The organism is Pseudomonas syringae group sp. J309-1 (assembly GCF_032582135.1).
GTDB lineage: Bacteria > Pseudomonadota > Gammaproteobacteria > Pseudomonadales > Pseudomonadaceae > Aquipseudomonas > Aquipseudomonas quasicaspiana.
This window is the reverse complement of the sequence record NZ_JAWHNU010000069.1, coordinates 14,193-29,160: the sequence shown is the minus strand read 5'-3', so window position 1 is coordinate 29,160 and position 14,968 is coordinate 14,193. Positions and strand designations below refer to the sequence as shown.

At 57.2% G+C, this 14,968-nt stretch carries 14 protein-coding genes; 8 read left to right on the top strand and 6 right to left on the bottom strand.

Annotated features, from left to right (window positions below; translation table 11 throughout):
- Positions 1-208 precede the first annotated feature (208 nt).
- Positions 209-709, bottom strand: coding sequence for a hypothetical protein (locus RX972_RS25785; RefSeq protein ID WP_027900801.1), 501 nt, complete (start codon positions 707-709; stop codon positions 209-211).
- 108 nt (positions 710-817) lie between these two features.
- Positions 818-1,171: an SPOR domain-containing protein gene (locus tag RX972_RS25780; protein WP_122398449.1), complete on the bottom strand. Its 354-nt coding sequence runs from the start codon at positions 1,169-1,171 to the stop codon at positions 818-820.
- A 317-nt stretch (positions 1,172-1,488) separates the two neighbouring features.
- On the opposite strand from RX972_RS25780, the gene RX972_RS25775 reads away from it, so the two are divergent.
- The 8 genes from RX972_RS25775 to RX972_RS25740 all read left to right on the top strand — a co-directional run bounded on the left by RX972_RS25775 (position 1,489) and on the right by RX972_RS25740 (position 10,003).
- On the top strand, positions 1,489-2,556 hold the full coding sequence (locus tag RX972_RS25775; protein WP_316879687.1) for a M4 family metallopeptidase: 1,068 nt from the start codon (positions 1,489-1,491) through the stop codon (positions 2,554-2,556).
- 17 nt (positions 2,557-2,573) lie between these two features.
- A complete protein-coding gene (locus tag RX972_RS25770) occupies positions 2,574-2,873 on the top strand; it encodes a protealysin inhibitor emfourin (protein WP_316879685.1) in 300 nt (99 codons plus the stop codon).
- Between the two features lie 484 nt (positions 2,874-3,357).
- Entirely contained in the window at positions 3,358-5,469 is a 2,112-nt protein-coding gene (locus RX972_RS25765) for a bifunctional diguanylate cyclase/phosphodiesterase (protein ID WP_316879683.1), read from the top strand.
- A gap of 223 nt (positions 5,470-5,692) precedes the next feature.
- The gene (locus RX972_RS25760) at positions 5,693-6,322 is read left to right on the top strand and encodes a paraquat-inducible protein A (RefSeq protein WP_316879681.1); all 630 of its coding nucleotides are present in this window, start codon (positions 5,693-5,695) and stop codon (positions 6,320-6,322) included.
- Entirely contained in the window at positions 6,322-6,936 is a 615-nt protein-coding gene (locus RX972_RS25755; protein WP_027900796.1) for a paraquat-inducible protein A, read from the top strand. Before RX972_RS25760 ends, RX972_RS25755 begins: the two co-directional genes overlap by 1 nt.
- Positions 6,929-8,611 carry an intermembrane transport protein PqiB gene (locus tag RX972_RS25750; RefSeq protein ID WP_316879678.1) on the top strand — a complete coding sequence of 561 codons (1,683 nt, stop codon included), beginning with the start codon at positions 6,929-6,931 and terminating at the stop codon, positions 8,609-8,611. Before RX972_RS25755 ends, RX972_RS25750 begins: the two co-directional genes overlap by 8 nt.
- Positions 8,608-9,219, top strand: a complete 612-nt coding sequence (locus RX972_RS25745; protein WP_316879676.1) for a PqiC family protein — start codon at positions 8,608-8,610, stop codon at positions 9,217-9,219. Before RX972_RS25750 ends, RX972_RS25745 begins: the two co-directional genes overlap by 4 nt.
- 298 nt (positions 9,220-9,517) lie before the next feature.
- Positions 9,518-10,003 (top strand): helix-turn-helix domain-containing protein, encoded by a 486-nt coding sequence (locus tag RX972_RS25740; RefSeq protein WP_122704198.1) that lies wholly within the window; start codon positions 9,518-9,520, stop codon positions 10,001-10,003.
- A gap of 147 nt (positions 10,004-10,150) precedes the next feature.
- Here RX972_RS25740 and RX972_RS25735 read toward each other — a convergent pair whose 3' ends face one another.
- The 4 genes from RX972_RS25735 to RX972_RS25720 all read right to left on the bottom strand — a co-directional run bounded on the left by RX972_RS25735 (position 10,151) and on the right by RX972_RS25720 (position 14,968).
- Complete coding sequence (locus RX972_RS25735; protein WP_316879674.1) at positions 10,151-11,416, bottom strand: Zn-dependent hydrolase; 1,266 nt, start codon at positions 11,414-11,416, stop codon at positions 10,151-10,153.
- A 326-nt stretch (positions 11,417-11,742) separates the two neighbouring features.
- Complete coding sequence (locus tag RX972_RS25730) at positions 11,743-12,924, bottom strand: amidase (protein WP_316879671.1); 1,182 nt, start codon at positions 12,922-12,924, stop codon at positions 11,743-11,745.
- Positions 12,921-13,928 carry an ABC transporter ATP-binding protein gene (locus RX972_RS25725; RefSeq protein WP_263267202.1) on the bottom strand — a complete coding sequence of 336 codons (1,008 nt, stop codon included), beginning with the start codon at positions 13,926-13,928 and terminating at the stop codon, positions 12,921-12,923. Before RX972_RS25725 ends, RX972_RS25730 begins: the two co-directional genes overlap by 4 nt.
- A complete protein-coding gene (locus tag RX972_RS25720) occupies positions 13,925-14,968 on the bottom strand; it encodes an ABC transporter ATP-binding protein (protein WP_122398437.1) in 1,044 nt (347 codons plus the stop codon). The genes RX972_RS25725 and RX972_RS25720 overlap by 4 nt, the downstream gene beginning before the upstream one ends.

The window sequence follows — 14,968 nt, the reverse complement described above, 5'->3', positions numbered from 1 at the left end:
CCTCAGGCCATGGATGGCCGGTGGCGGCGGCCCCACGCAGCAATGTCGGATTACGGGTATGCCGAGCGACAGCGAGGTGCCAAGTGGTGGGGCAAGAGCCTTTTGGTTACTTTTGGCTGGGCCGGCTTCCGGCTCCTTTCAAAAGTGAGGCGCTGTAAAAGCGCAACCAATATGAGCCATCACCCAACACCGGATATACACACAAGACCTAAACCGAACTCCCCGGCACCAACGCCTGCAACTGCCTGGCAAAATGATCCGCCGTAAAAGGCACCGCTTCAGACTCCTTCACACCAATGCGTTTCTTCTCCATCCACTGCACACCTTGCGTAGCATCCACACAGATCAGCGACACCTGCTCCTGCGCATGCGGGCTCAACCCTGTGGCCGAAATCGACACCAGCCCTTTCGCCCCCATCGCGTCAGGAATCAAGGCTACCTGCCGCCCCGCAATCGACAGCGTCATGCGCTGAGTGCGAAACGGAGAGTTTTCGTCGGGATAACCTTTGCTTTGTGCAAGATGCGGCTCGAACTCCACGGTGATCTGGCCACTGTCGGTCAGCGGCTTGAGCCACGCTTCGATCTGCTCGTAAAGTTTCAGAATGCTGGCCTGCCATTGCGCCAGGCCGGTGTGGAATTGCTGGTGCTTATGTTCTTCATTGCGTTGATTGGCGCTCAGTAACTCGCCCAATCTTTGAATTTCGTCCATAACAGCTCTTCCCGGTTCACGCATCGAATGATTCGAAGCACGTGAACCGAGGGTGTCACAGCGATCATCCAGTGTCTTGCTACATTCACGGCGACAGCTGAATAGCCGTCAGGACGGCACCCGCTGAATGACCACCGGGGCGGCTTTGCGGTGGGATTTGGCGATTTTAGCCAGCAGCTCAGTGCGGATTTCTTCGGCGCGTTCCTGGCTTGGGTAAGGTCCGATCAGCAATTGCTGCTTGCCATCGATCGTCACCAGATAAGGCGGATAGCTGCGCTCAAGCAACCAGGCGCTGATATCGCTCAGTGCCTCATTGGCATTGATCTGGATTTCCCATTGCGGGGCAGCCTGCGGGGCTTGTACTGCAGTCGTCGCCTGCACCTTGGGCGCGGGTGGAGTCGACTTGTCGGCATCGCAGCCAGCCAGTGCCAGCACCGCTATCATCATTGCCAAATTGCGCACGTCTGCTTGCTCCTCTCAAAAGTGGGCGCAAGTTTAGCATTGCTGCCATCGACAACGGTCCATTCACGCTGGCGACACTTCGTCGCTCTCTGGCAGCAACGAATGCTATAGATCACCCCGTCAGTCAGGCCTGGCTGGCGCGCATCTCTCAAAGACTGATACCGCAGTTACAAATTCTAACGATTGGACCTGCCGTTTTTCAGCGGCAATCGAGGTTCAACAGCGCTCTCCGGCGAACGGGCGGAACATCGTGGGCACGGGCGCTGCCCAAAAAGAGTCCGTTACGGTTTTGTAACACTGCTCAGGGAGTTTCACGCATGTGCCATCGAAATCCGCTGCATTGCATCGTCCCCCCTTACATGCTCGAGCATCTGGCCCAGTCGCCTCACGCACGAGTCAGGGCTTTGGCGATCACCAATCTGGCCAGCAGTTCGGCCTTTGTCGCTTTCCGAAGCTCAGCACGGGCCATGCCGACATTGCTTGCAAGCAAATCGCCGGACGGTAAGAAGAATCGACTGGTTTACGACGCAAAGGGCACCAATAAGCTGCCCGGTACGCTTGGCCGCTCGGAAGGCCAGCTGGACACAGCTGACGCCGCTATGGACGAAGCTTTCAATGGTTCAGGCGATGTTTATGACTTTTATGAAGAGCTGTTTGGCCGCAATTCGCTAGACGACAACGGCATGACGTTGATTTCCTCCGTCCATGTCGCCGAGGTGGATTTTGAGGGGGGCTTCGTGCCCATGAACAACGCGTTCTGGAATGGCGAGCAAATGGCCTACGGTGATGGCGACGGCGAAGTGTTCAAGCGTTTCACCGGCAGTCTGGAAGTCATCGGCCATGAGCTGACCCACGGCGTACAGTCTTTCACCAGCAACCTGAGTTATCAGGGACAGTCAGGCGCACTCAACGAACATTTTGCCGATGTGTTCGGGATTCTGGTCCGTCAGTGGAAAGAAGGCACCAGCGCTGAAGAATCGAGTTGGGTGATCGGTAAGGAGCTATTGGTCCCAGCCCCTACACGTCGCGGCATCCGCGATATGGAGAACCCGGGTACAGCGTACGTGAACGATCCGGACCTGGGCGATGACCCGCAACCCGACAGCATGGCGGGCCTTTACACAGGCCCCAAGGATAACGGCGGCGTACACATCAACTCGGGCATCGCCAATCGGGCGTTTGTGCTGGCGGCCAAGGCGCTGGGCGGGAATGCCTGGGAAGTGGCTGGCAGGATCTGGTATGAAACCTTGTTGCAGTTGCAGAGCAACAGTCAGTTCGCAGACTGTGCGAGGATCAGCGTACAGGTCGCGGGCGGCAAGCAATACGGCACAGCCGCGAAAAAGGCCGTCAAGGCAGCCTGGAAAAAGGTCGGCATCAACGTTTGATACTGAGGAACACCATCATGAGAGTCTGTTACGTGCAGTCCGGGGGATTTGTCGGCGCGGTCAAAAGCTGCGAGGTGAACATGGCTGAACTTGAACAGCCATTGGTTGAACAAGTGAAGCGTCTGATGGAGGAACGCGGCCTGCAAAAATCCACCGATGCGGGTTCGGAGCACGCCCGTGACCAGAAGCAGTATGAGATCACGATTGAGGACGACACGAACGCGGTTTGCATTTCTTTCGATGAGCACAACATTCCTGAAGAGGCGAAAACGTTGCTGAGCTACCTTCAGAAACGGGCAAAGCCGGGGAAACTTTGAGCTGGCCGGGCTGGCCGGACGCCCTCCCGGGTCTGCGCAGGACCTGTGGGAGTCGCCCCGGTGTCCCTGACACCACGCTGTCGCGCAGCAAACACGGACCCTGTAGGAGTGACCGGGGTGGCGATCCACATTGCTCGCGATTCGGCCTGTCAGTCGATGAATATATTGCCTGTACTGGAGCTATCGCGAGCAAGCTCACTCCTACAGTAAAAAGCATTCCAAATCAGATAGTTATATTTTTTTTTGATAGGAGCCGAGCTTGCTCGCGATGAACGATAACGCGGTCTGACTGAACAACAGCAGTGTCCACATCGCGAGCAAGCTCAGCTCCCACTGGGTTCTGTGCAAATATGAATGCACACCATGTTTAACAAGCAAAACAAGTAATGGCTAATTGATGCTATCCTAGGGATCGGATCCCATCCCGCAGCCTTCCATTCCGACCTTGTCGTTGCTGGTGTGCCGATCCAGTTCAGAGGACGAAATGATCGCACCCATCCTTGCTCTGTATTTCATTTCCACGGGAATATTGGTCATGGGCGCGTTCAATGCCGCGTTACTGGCCCGCAACAGTGGTTACACCCGAGCCTGCGTCATGTTTTCCGCAACCTGTCTGGTGTTTGCATTGTTTCAGGTCGCCTGTGCCGTTCAGTACTCAGCACACACAGCTCAGGCGGCACTGTCAGCCCACAAATGGGTCAACTTTTTCTCGCTGTTACTGGTCCCGCTGAGCAGCTACCTGATTGCCGCGCTGGAAAACAGACCCAGCGCTTACAGGGCCTCCTGGCTGGTCGCTGGCGTGGCCGCTTTTGCAATTGCCTACAACGCCTACAACCCATTGGGTTATCGCTTCGAACACTTGCACTCCTACGGCTTGAGCACGACTGCCTGGGGCGAACAGCTGTTCATCCTGTCTGGCGAGCCGTCGGCGATTTATCAGGTCATACGCCTGCTGTCGTTCACTCTGCTGATCTGGATCACCCTGTTTTCACTCAGAATCAGAAAGCAGGCGGGGCCGCTCTCGAATATCGTGATCTGGACGTCCATTGTCCTGTTGCTGAGCTCTACCGTCCTGACCAGTCTGGCCGATACCGGAGTCGTCAAAGTGCCTTATCTGGGGGCGTTCGGCTTTCTGTTTCTGGCGGTCTGGTTTTCTGTGATGGTCAAGGCGAGGGTTTCCAGAAGCCGACGAGAAAAAGCACGTACTGATCGGGCGCTTGAACAGGAGATCTACAGCCACCGGATCGCTAACAAGCGCTTCGAGCATGCCCTTCACAACGATGCCCAGACTGAGTTGCCTAATCGTGCCGGAGCATTGGTCAGGCTGCAAAGCTTGATAGCCGTCAATAAACAGAATCAAACCAGGCTCGTGGTTTTCCTGCTAGAGCTTGATCAGATGGGAATCATCAATGGCACGCGTGGACACAAGGCAGGCGACCAGTTGCTGGTCAAGATTGCACAACGCCTGCAACTCACCACGCGCGACAGCGACCTCATTGCGCGGGTCGGCACTGATCAATTGTTAGTGGGCGCCAGCGGAGTCAAAAACGAAAATGGCGTTGCTCGTTTGCAGGAAAAACTGTCCAAGGCCCTGGCGTCATCTTTCGACATTGCAGGCAGCCAGCTGAAAATAACGTCCAGTGCCGGGGTCGCAGTATTCCCGGATGATGCCTGCCAGCCCGAGGATATCCTCGGCGCTGCCGAACTGGCACTGCACGAGGCCAAGAGCTTTGGCCCAGGCAACTTGCGGGTCTATCACCCTGCCATGAAAGAAAACATTCAAGAACGGGTTGATTTCGAGGCAGCGCTTGGCCTGGCCCTTGAAAAAGGACAGTTTTTCCTGTGCTATCAACCCCAGGTGCTGGCTTCGGATGGCCGGACTGTATGCCTTGAAGCACTCATCCGCTGGCAGCATCCGGATTACGGTCTGGTCATGCCGGATCGATTCATCCAGGTTGCAGAATCCATGGGCATCATTGCCGACATGGGTGCATGGGTTATCGAAACCGCCTGCGAGCAGCTCGCCCGCTGGCACGCCATGGGTTTCACCGACCTTAAAGTGGCGGTCAATCTGTCAGTTCAGCAGTTGCTGGTCAGCGAACTTGAAGCGACGGTCACCAGTGCGCTGGTGCGGCACAATCTGCAGGGCCATCATCTGGAACTGGAGATTACCGAGTCGGTGCTCATGCAGGATCCCGAGCGCTCGATCGAGCGGCTTGCCGATCTGCGTCGACTGGGCGTGCGCTTATCAATCGACGATTTTGGTACGGGCTATTCATCGCTGGGTTATCTGCGAGTCTTGCCGGTGCATGCCTTCAAACTTGATCGCAGCTTTGTCCGCGACATCGGCAAAGGCGGCAAGGATCTGGAGATTTGCGCTACCGCTATTGGGCTGGCGATCAACCTGGGTCTCGAAATTGTTGCCGAGGGCGTTGAAACCCAAGAGCAGATCGAGCAATTGCGCGCCCTTGGCTGCCACCTTTTGCAAGGCTACTTTTTTGCCAGACCGCTCAGTGTCCAGGCTGCCAGTGACTTTCTTGCAGCCGAGCTCAAACGTCTGGAGAGCATTTGTTACGCGCCTCCCATCGCAATCTGAACTTCAAGCCTCGTCCTGATGAACATCAAAGATCGGCTTGACCAGCATCAGGAAGAGTCAGCCAGCAATAATGGCTTATTGGCATGTGAACGTCAGTCAGCGCCCGCGGTCCATCTTTCATGCCATTAAAAGGAACGGCTGAAAAATGGAGCCATATGCGTGTCAAAAGGGTATCTTCTCGCCCTTCGTTCTCTTGCGTTATTCTCCCCGGCCCGCGGCGTAGATGAGCACCACCTTGGCTGACACCACACCCTCTGACGATCTGATCATCTGCGAACATTGTGATTCGCTGTACGAGGCTGTTCCCCTGGAAAAGGGCGAGACGGCGTCTTGCGCGCGTTGCGGTGCGGTTCTGGCGCGGGCTCACCGCTTGAGTCTTGAACAATTACTGGCATTGACCATCGCCGCTGCAGTGCTATTCGTCTTTGCCAACCTGTTCCCGGTGATCAGCATCAGCATGAAAGGCCTGAGTAATGAGGTCACGTTGTGGTCATCCGTGGAGGCCCTGGCACAAGGGCGTATTACGTTGATTGCACTGGTTGCCGGCCTCTCGATCATCTTTGCCCCCATGCTGCAGATCATCCTGCTGTTCTGGGTGCTCCTCCATGCGCAAAAGGGCCAGTTAGCTCCGGGCTTCAAGATGTGCATGCGTGCACTGGAACATCTAAGGCCGTGGAGCATGCTGGAAGTCTGCATGCTGGGCATCCTGGTCGCGATCGTGAAACTGTCGGGGATGCTCGACGTGCATGCAGGCGTCGGCTTGTGGGCCATGGCCATGCTGATGGTCCTGATCATTCTGATCGCCGGTAAACACACGCGTCGCCTCTGGACCGAACTGGGAGTGCCACGTTAGTGAACGGCATACCCTTCGCCCACGAACACGGCCTGACGCTTTGTCACATCTGCGGCTACGCTTGCCCGGAGAACAGCCACGAATGTCCGCGTTGTGAATCCCCGGTTCATACCCGCAAACCCAATAGTATTGCTCGTACCTGGGCGTTTTTGATTGCCGGACTGATTTTCTATATTCCGGCCAATGCCCTGCCTGTGATGTACACCACGATGTTTGGCAACAGCAGCCAGAACACCATCATGAGTGGGGTCATTGAATTTTTTAAAAGTGGCTCGTGGGATATCGCGCTGCTTATCTTCATCGCCAGCGTGGTGGTGCCCAGCATCAAATTCTTTGTCCTCGGCTTGCTGCTCATTACCTGCCAGCGTCGCAGTACGTGGGCCATGCGGGAGCGGGCAAAGCTGTATCGGTTTATCGAATTGATCGGCTACTGGTCGATGCTTGACGTGTTGGTGGTGGCGTTAGTGGCCGCCCTTGTGCAGTTTAATGAGCTCAGCACCATTGAGCCCAGAATCGGCATTCTGTTTTTTGGTCTGGTAGTGGTGATGACGATGTTCGCCGCCATGAGTTTCGATCCCCGGCTTATCTGGGACGCAGAGGTTGAAGATGTCTGACAATACCCTCCCCCCTTCTTCATCGGCCCCGAGCCGCCCGGATATAAAACGGCGGCGCCTGCGTGTTTCGCTGGTCTGGCTGGTGCCGATCGTTGCCGCGCTTATCGGGATCTCCATGGCGGTCAATAACTGGATGTCACTCGGCCCCAAAATAACTGTGAGCTTTCTGACGGCTGAGGGACTGGATGCCAACAAGACCCAGGTCAAGTACAAGAATGTGGTCATCGGCATGGTCACGGATATCAAGCTCAGTGAAGACCGGACTCATGTTCTGGCAACGATCGAGCTGAACAACTCTGCGGGGCCGTTCACAAGGGAAGACACTAACTTCTGGGTCGTACGTCCGCGGATTGGCGCACAAGGCGTATCGGGCGTCGATACGCTGTTGTCCGGTGCCTTCATCGGTGCCGACGCCGGCAGGTCAGAAAAAACCAAGACTGATTTCAAAGGACTGGAAACGCCCCCACCTGTGGCCTTCGGGGAAAAAGGCAAACGTTTCAAACTGCATACTGACGACCTTGGCTCACTGGACATCGGCTCGCCGGTTTACTACCGGCGCATTCAGGTGGGACAAGTTGTCTCGTACGAGCTGTCCAAGGACGGCAAGGGCGTCGACATACAGATCTTTATCAACGCCCCCAATGATCAATACATTTCTACGGACACCCGTTTCTGGAACGCCAGTGGTGTGGACGTCACCGTGGGCACTGCGGGCCTGAAAATCGATACGCAGTCTGTGGCTTCAATATTGTCAGGCGGGATCGCCTTCCGCGAGCCGAACTGGAGTCCCGACGCCAAACCGGCACAGGAAAATGCCGAGTTCAAGATATTCGATGATCAGACGTCTGCCCTCGCCCCACCCGATGGTGAGCCGAACTACATCCGCCTGCGCTTCAACCAGTCCCTCAGAGGTCTTGCCGTCAATGCGCCGGTGGAGTTCCTTGGGGTAAACATTGGCCGCGTAGTGTCCGTTGATCTCGATTACGACCCCGCGACCCAGACATTTCCGGGCGTAGTCGGCGCGGTGATCTACCCCAAACGCCTTGGCGCTGCGCAAGAGAAACTCCAGCAACTGGGCGGCAGCGGCGACGTTGACGAACAATCGGCACGCATCCTTGGGGCGTTTGTTGCCCGAGGCCTGCGTGCACAGATCCGGACGGGCAACCTGCTGACGGGCCAGCTATACGTCGCGATGGATTTCGATCCGAAAGCGCCAAAGGTTGTGTTCAATCCTAAAAACCGCCCACTGGAAATCCCTACCGTTCCGGGTAGCTTCGACAAGTTGCAGGAGCAGTTACAAGCCTTCGTCGAGAAAATCAGTAAGTTGCCCCTCGATGATCTGGCGAAGAATCTCAACGGTAGTTTGAGTGAGTTGCAAAAAACCCTCAAAACCGTCAACGGCACGGTCTTGCCAGAGATGCGTGGCACGCTGCAACAGGCGAAGAAAACACTGGGCACGGCGAATGACACGCTGTCCGAAGACTCTCCGGCACGTCAGCAACTGGGCCAGGCCATGGACGAGGTGCAGCGCACCGCGCGCTCGGTCCGGGTACTGACCGACTTCCTCAGTCGTCATCCTGAAGCATTGCTCCGCGGCCGTACTGGCGATGCCGCGCCGGGCTCTTACAAAGCCCCTTCATCATCTCGTGCCATCGACCTGGAGCCACAACAATGAGTTTGCGTCTGAAGTTCATGGCCTTGGCAGCCGCGCTGGGACTCAGCGCTTGCTCCTCGACGCCGACCCATTACTACACACTGATTGCCCCCATGGCTTCGAATCCACAAACGGTCGCGAGCCCGGCTCCATTTCAGTTCGAAATGCTCCCGGTGTTGATGGCGGTTCAGGTCGATCAACCGCCGCTGGTGGTGCGTCAGGGCAATGGCAGCCTGGCGATTCTGGACGCCGAGCGTTGGGGATCGCCATTGGGTGACGAGTTCCACGATGCGCTGACAGGCCAGCTGGAGCGTCGCTTTGGCAGTCGCGACATGGCGGGTTTGCCGAAGGACGCTGCACAACCCGTCTTGTCACTCCGTACGGATGTACGCCGCTTTGAGTCAGTGTTGAGCCAATATGCGCTGATTGATGTTGTCTGGACGCTGGGTTTGCGCAACAACGACGCGAAACGACAGAGCCTGACATGCAGCAGCATCATTCGCGAACCGGCAGGCCAAGGCATGGAAAATCTGGTTATCGCCCATCAACGGGCAGTTTCGCGACTGGCGGACAGCATCGCTAAAACTGCAACAGTCTGGTCGCAACAAACCAGCACACGCTGCCCTTGATACGCTAACTCCCTCCGCGGCCCCCCGGTGGGCCGCTGCTCATGGCATCCATTGCGATGCATGTTCATCGCCAACACATCTGATCGAAACTATCCGCCAACTAATTAACGTGTTTGGATCCACTTGAGTCTCGTTTAGCTGTATTGTTAACATTCTTTCGGTGGAGTAAACCATCGGACTGTCGTATCCGGTTGATTTCATTATCTTTGCTGTAAATCTGGATCAGTCATATTCAACCCTGACAAGTTGCCGCCCTCTGGCGTGGCAATCCTCATGAATAACTGCTCGGAAAGCCGCCATGACTAAAATCGGTCAACGTCTGAAAGAAGAACGCCTGCGACTCAAACTGTCACAAAGTGCGCTGGGCTCGATTGGCGGTGTTGAAACAAATGCGCAAGGCAATTACGAGAATGGCTTGCGATACCCCAGGGCCGATTATCTATCCCGAATCGCCAACGGTGGCATCGATGTGGCCTATGTGGTGACCGGCCTTCGTTTACCCCTCGTCAACGGGGAGTCTCGCGCCGACGATTTGTCCTCAAGCCTGCCTGCTCGCGATGGCTTGAACGGCACTGATCGTCTGGACAGCCTGATCGAACGCCTGCAAAACAACCTGCACGGCATCACTACCGACTTGTATCAAATCAGTCGGCTGGCTGACGCCAGCAGTGAATCAGGCAAGGCCGACAGCAGGAATACCCAACTCGAAAACATCAAGGGCGAGGCTGAAGCCATTGCGCTGGCGACTTTACGCCTGATCTTCGTTACCTCGCGTTTGAATTGATCAGATACCCTCATTTGAAGTTATTGTTGTAACGATTATCGCAAATAGATATATCCGTCTATTAATTAAGTTACTGCAGTAATTAACGGGGCATTGTCAGCGGCTCATAAGTCCGGCAAGCCCCACTAATGGATGGACATCCCGGCATTATTGAGCAGCACTTACCATCGCTCGCAGCAGCACTGCGCAGCCAGCCGCCAGATCTTCGGGTGTCGCGTTTTCGATTTCGTTGTGACTGATACCGCCTTCGCACGGCACAAAGATCATCCCCGCTGGTCCCAGTTCGGCGATAAAAATAGCATCGTGCCCCGCACCACTGACGATATCCATATGGCTAAGCCCCAGTTGCGCAGCTCCCTGGCGAACAGCGTCGACACACAGGCTGTTGAAGTCCAGTGGCGGAAAGTCTGCCGTGGGTGTCAGCTCATGGCTCAGGCCATGCTGGGCGCAGGTGCTTTCGATCACTTGCCGCAGTTCATCAACCATTGCCTGCAGCTTGTCAGCCTGAAGGTGCCGAAAATCAATGGTCATCTTCACTTCGCCAGGGATTACGTTACGTGAGCCCGGATGGATGTTCAGGCATCCCACGGTGCCACAGGCATGAGGCTGACTCTGCAACGCAATGCGGTTGACCGCACCGACGACCTGCGCAGCCCCGACCAGCGCATCCTTGCGCAGGGACATGGGCGTCGGCCCCGCATGGGCCTCGACGCCGGTGAGGGTCAGATCGAACCATTTCTGCCCAAGACAGCCCATGACCACGCCAATGGTTTTTGCCTGATCCTCGAGAATGGGACCCTGTTCGATATGTGCTTCAAAGTAGGCACCCACCGGATGACCGAGCACAGCCCTGCTCCCCGCATAACCAATACGCTGCAGCTCTTCACCGACTACCAGACCTTGCTCGTCCTGCTTGGCCAGTGTCTCGGTCAGGTCCAATTGGCCTGCGAACACCCCCGAGCCCATCATGCACGGGGGGAAGCGCGAGCCTTCTTCGTTGGTCCAGACCACGACCTCCACCGGTGCATCGGTTTCCAGCCCCAGATCGTTGAGGGTGCGGATCACTTCCAGCCCGGCCATCACCCCAAAACAGCCGTCGAACTTGCCGCCCGTAGGCTGTGTGTCGATATGGCTGCCAGTCATTACCGGTGCGCGCTCAGGATTGCGTCCGGGACGCCGGGCGAAGATATTTCCGATGGCATCGACGCTCACCGTACAGCCCGCCTCCTCGCACCATTTGACAAACAGATCCCGGGCCTGACGATCAAGGTCCGTCAGTGCCAGGCGGCAGACGCCGCCCTTGACCGTAGCGCCTATTTGCGCGAGGTCCATCAATGATTGCCAGAGGCGCTGACTGTTGATCAGCGGAGCATTGGAAGTGAGCAATGTTGTCGAGGTGAACGGGGTGGTCATGATGGTTTCTCCAATTTTTTTGGTATTGGCTTGATTTGTAATCTCTCAAACGACATCCAGCCGCAGAATTGAACGCAGTCCTGTAGGAGATCGCCCCGTGTCCCTGACACAGCACTGTCTTTCAGCAAACGGGGCCCTCTATGAGCGCGCTTGTAATGGTCCAGTTTGGTTTGGGCCGCATCCAGAAGCTGCGGTGCGTCAGCGAAAAATGTGTTGCCTGACCCGATGCAATCGCGGGCAAGAGCGCTCCTACAGCAGAAAAGCATTCCCAGCCCGGATAGTTATTTCATGTTTGATGAGCGCTCACCGAGGTCCAGTGTTGGCTGCTACAGGCCCTGCGCCACAGCAATCTTCACCGCCAGCTTCACCAGGCTCAGATCACTGCCTACCGGGCCCATGAGTGAAATGCCCAGCGGTGCCCCGTCTTTCATCGTTAGCGGCATGCTCAATTGCGGCGTACGGCACAGCACCGATATCGCCAGCAAGTGATGGGAAATACGCCGGGTCTCTTCGATCTCTTCATCCCTGGCACTGAGCAAAGGCGCGATATCCGGGACGGTGGGCATCACCAATACGCGATCACCCAGCAGCTCTTTCCAATGCGCCGCAAACCGTTCGCGCAACGCACAGGCGTCTTTGTACTGCTCGTCAGTGACCGCCTTTGACCAGGCAAAACGTGCCGCGACATCTGCACCCAATGCCAGGCCTTCACGTTCAATCAACTCACCCTGCGCCTGCCAGGCCTCACGCCCCTGAATGTAACGGAACGCCCAATAGGCTTCGGTCAATGAGGGTAGCTCGCTGTCGAGCTTTTCCAGCGGTCCACAACAAGCGGTGATGTGTGCGATGGCCGGAGCCAATACATTCAGCGATGCCTTGGGCAACAGGTCGAATAACGCCTCGCTGATCACCAGTTTCGGTGCCTCCGGCAATGGCGCCGAATCCTCACCCAGCAAGCACTCCCCCACCAGGCCCAACACCTTGGCCTCGCGGGCAAAATACCCGGCAGTGTCCATGCTTTCGCACAGCGCCTGAGTGTTTGCCAGCGACACCCGGCCATGGCTCGGGCGCAATCCGAACAACCCGCAGTAGCTGGCCGGGGTTCGCACCGAGCCGCCGGTGTCGCTGCCCATGGCAAAATCGCACAGATGATTGGAGACCGCCGATGCAGAGCCCGACGACGAGCCTCCCGGAATCCGGTCGTGGGCAGCGCCGTTGCGTGGGGTGCCGTAGTGAGCGTTTTTGCCGCTCATTGAGTAAGCCATTTCATTGGTGTGCGCCTTGCCCACCAGTTCGGCACCAGCGTCCAGCAAGCGCTGGATGGTCGGCGCAGTCAGCGTCTTGATCCCGGACATGGCCAACACATGGGGGTTGCCACCTCCGGTTGGATAACCCGCTACGTCAAACAGGTCTTTGGCGGCAAAGGTGTAACCCGCCAACGGGCCGCTGGCCGCACGGGGTACATCAACGTGGGGATAGGGCATGAAAGCAAACGCAGAATCGGTCATGTCATGGACTCACAAACGGAATGAACGGGGGCCTGACTCCAGTGATGGCAGCTCACGGAGTGCTCAGCAAAAATGTCCTCGATAGCCGGAACTTCGTTGCGGCAAATCTCACTGGCGCGCGGGCAACGCGGGGCGAAGGCACAGCCTGTCGGCAGATTAGCCAGATCAGGAGGTGCGCCGGGAATGCTGATCAAGCGTTCGCCTTTACGCAGGCCGTCTTTGGGACGGGTACCGAGCAAGACCTGGGTATAAGGGTGCCGGGGGTTCTCAAGCAATTCGGCCAGAGGCGCCTGCTCGACGATCCGCCCGCCATACATCACTGCCACACGGTCAGCGACCTCAACGGCAGCACCAATGTCGTGGGTCACGAAGATGATCGAAAGACCCAGTTCCTGCTGCAATTCGCGCAGCAGGATCAGAATCTGTATCTGCACGGTGGCGTCCAGCGCTGTGGTCGGTTCGTCCGCGAGCAAAATCTGCGGTTTGCAGGCCAGCGCCAAAGCAATCATCGCCCGCTGGCGCATACCCCCCGACATCTCGTGTGGGTAGGCATCGAGACGCTGCTCGGGGCTGGGAATGCGCACATTGCGCAAGGCCTCAAGTGCCGCCGCGCGGGCTTCGGCTTTGGACATCGGCCGATGACGGCGCAGCGCTTCGACGATCTGCTGGCCAATGGTGTAAACCGGATCAAGCGCCAGCAACGGTTCCTGAAAAATCATTGACGCCACAGGGCCGCGCAACGCTTGTAATTGGCTGCGGGACAGTTTCATCAGGTTCTGCCCGGCGATATCGATCTGTCCCTCGATGGTGGTCGAGCGCTCGGAATGCAGGCGCATCAAGGCCCTCAACGTGACGCTCTTGCCCGAACCGGATTCACCGATCAGCGCCAGGACTTCACCCTTGGCCACTTCCAGGCTGACGCCATTGACCGCTGATAACATCTGCCCTCCACGTTTGAAACGGACCTTGAGGTCACGCACGGCAACCATGGGTTGTTCGCTCATGCCAGTGCTCCTCTGTGAATCAACTGCGCCGATGGACTGCGGCTGTGCCCTGCTCCCGGCTGGACCATCAGGCATGCCGCCTGATGCTCGTCCCCCGTGTCAGTCAGCACCGGAGCGGTCTGCGCGCAAATCGCTTCCGCGTGTGGGCAGCGGGTGTGGAAACGACAGCCTGACGGCGGATTGATCGGGCTGGGCGGATCGCCGGACAACGGCGATACCAGCGTTCGACTGGCCGGATCCATGGATGGCATGGACGTCAGCAGCGCCCGGGTGTACGGGTGCTGGGCATCCGAGAACAAGGCTTCTGCGGGGCCGATCTCAACAATCTCGCCCAGGTACATGACCATGATCCGGTCGGATAAATAGCGCACCACGTGCAAATCATGGCTGATGAACACGTAAGTGAGTTGCAGGCTGTCCTTGAGGTCCAGCAACAGATTCAAAACCTGCGCCTCCACAGATTTGTCCAGCGCCGAAACGGCTTCATCGAGGATCACCAGACGCGGGTCCACCGCCAGTGCACGGGCGATGTTTACCCGCTGACGCTGCCCGCCGGAAAGCTCGTGGGCATAGCGACCGGCAAAGCGCGTCGGCTCCAGTCCCACCCGGCCCAGCAGGTCGCGGGCGCGAAGCAAGGAATCCTTCTGGCTAACGCCGTGTACGGACGGGCCGAACGCTACGGATTGCTCCATGGTCAGGCGCGGGTTCAGGGAGGAATAGCTGTCCTGGAAGACCATTTGCACCTGACGGCGGTAGTCTCGCAACGGCAATTGGAGCCCACCGACGCTCATGGCGTCGAAGACCAGTTCGCCGCTATCGTGCTCAATCAACTGCATCAACAGCCGAGCCGTGGTGGACTTGCCGCAGCCGGACTCACCTACCACACCAAGGGTTTCGCCCTTGTGGACGACAAAGTTGATGCCATCCACGGCACGAACCACGCTGCGTTTACCCAACGCACCTTTGACCGGGAAGTGTTTGACCAGATTTTCCACTTTCAGCAGTGGCTGCGCTGGACCGCCAATATCGCGCTTGGTCAT

Excerpts from the sequence above, each read along its gene's own strand:
- RX972_RS25730 (WP_316879671.1), bottom strand. The coding sequence starts at position 12,924 with ATGACCGATTCTGCGTTTGCTTTCATGCCCTATCCCCACGTTGATGTA.
- RX972_RS25725 (WP_263267202.1), bottom strand. The coding sequence starts at position 13,928 with ATGAGCGAACAACCCATGGTTGCCGTGCGTGACCTCAAGGTCCGTTTC.
- RX972_RS25745 (WP_316879676.1), top strand. The coding sequence starts at position 8,608 with ATGAGTTTGCGTCTGAAGTTCATGGCCTTGGCAGCCGCGCTGGGACTC.
- RX972_RS25765 (WP_316879683.1), top strand. The coding sequence starts at position 3,358 with ATGATCGCACCCATCCTTGCTCTGTATTTCATTTCCACGGGAATATTG.
- RX972_RS25760 (WP_316879681.1), top strand. The coding sequence starts at position 5,693 with ATGAGCACCACCTTGGCTGACACCACACCCTCTGACGATCTGATCATC.
- RX972_RS25785 (WP_027900801.1), bottom strand. The coding sequence starts at position 709 with ATGGACGAAATTCAAAGATTGGGCGAGTTACTGAGCGCCAATCAACGC.
- RX972_RS25740 (WP_122704198.1), top strand. The coding sequence starts at position 9,518 with ATGACTAAAATCGGTCAACGTCTGAAAGAAGAACGCCTGCGACTCAAA.
- RX972_RS25750 (WP_316879678.1), top strand. The coding sequence starts at position 6,929 with ATGTCTGACAATACCCTCCCCCCTTCTTCATCGGCCCCGAGCCGCCCG.
- RX972_RS25735 (WP_316879674.1), bottom strand. The coding sequence starts at position 11,416 with ATGACCACCCCGTTCACCTCGACAACATTGCTCACTTCCAATGCTCCG.
- RX972_RS25720 (WP_122398437.1), bottom strand. The coding sequence starts at position 14,968 with ATGACCAAGCGCGATATTGGCGGTCCAGCGCAGCCACTGCTGAAAGTG.
- RX972_RS25770 (WP_316879685.1), top strand. The coding sequence starts at position 2,574 with ATGAGAGTCTGTTACGTGCAGTCCGGGGGATTTGTCGGCGCGGTCAAA.
- RX972_RS25775 (WP_316879687.1), top strand. The coding sequence starts at position 1,489 with ATGTGCCATCGAAATCCGCTGCATTGCATCGTCCCCCCTTACATGCTC.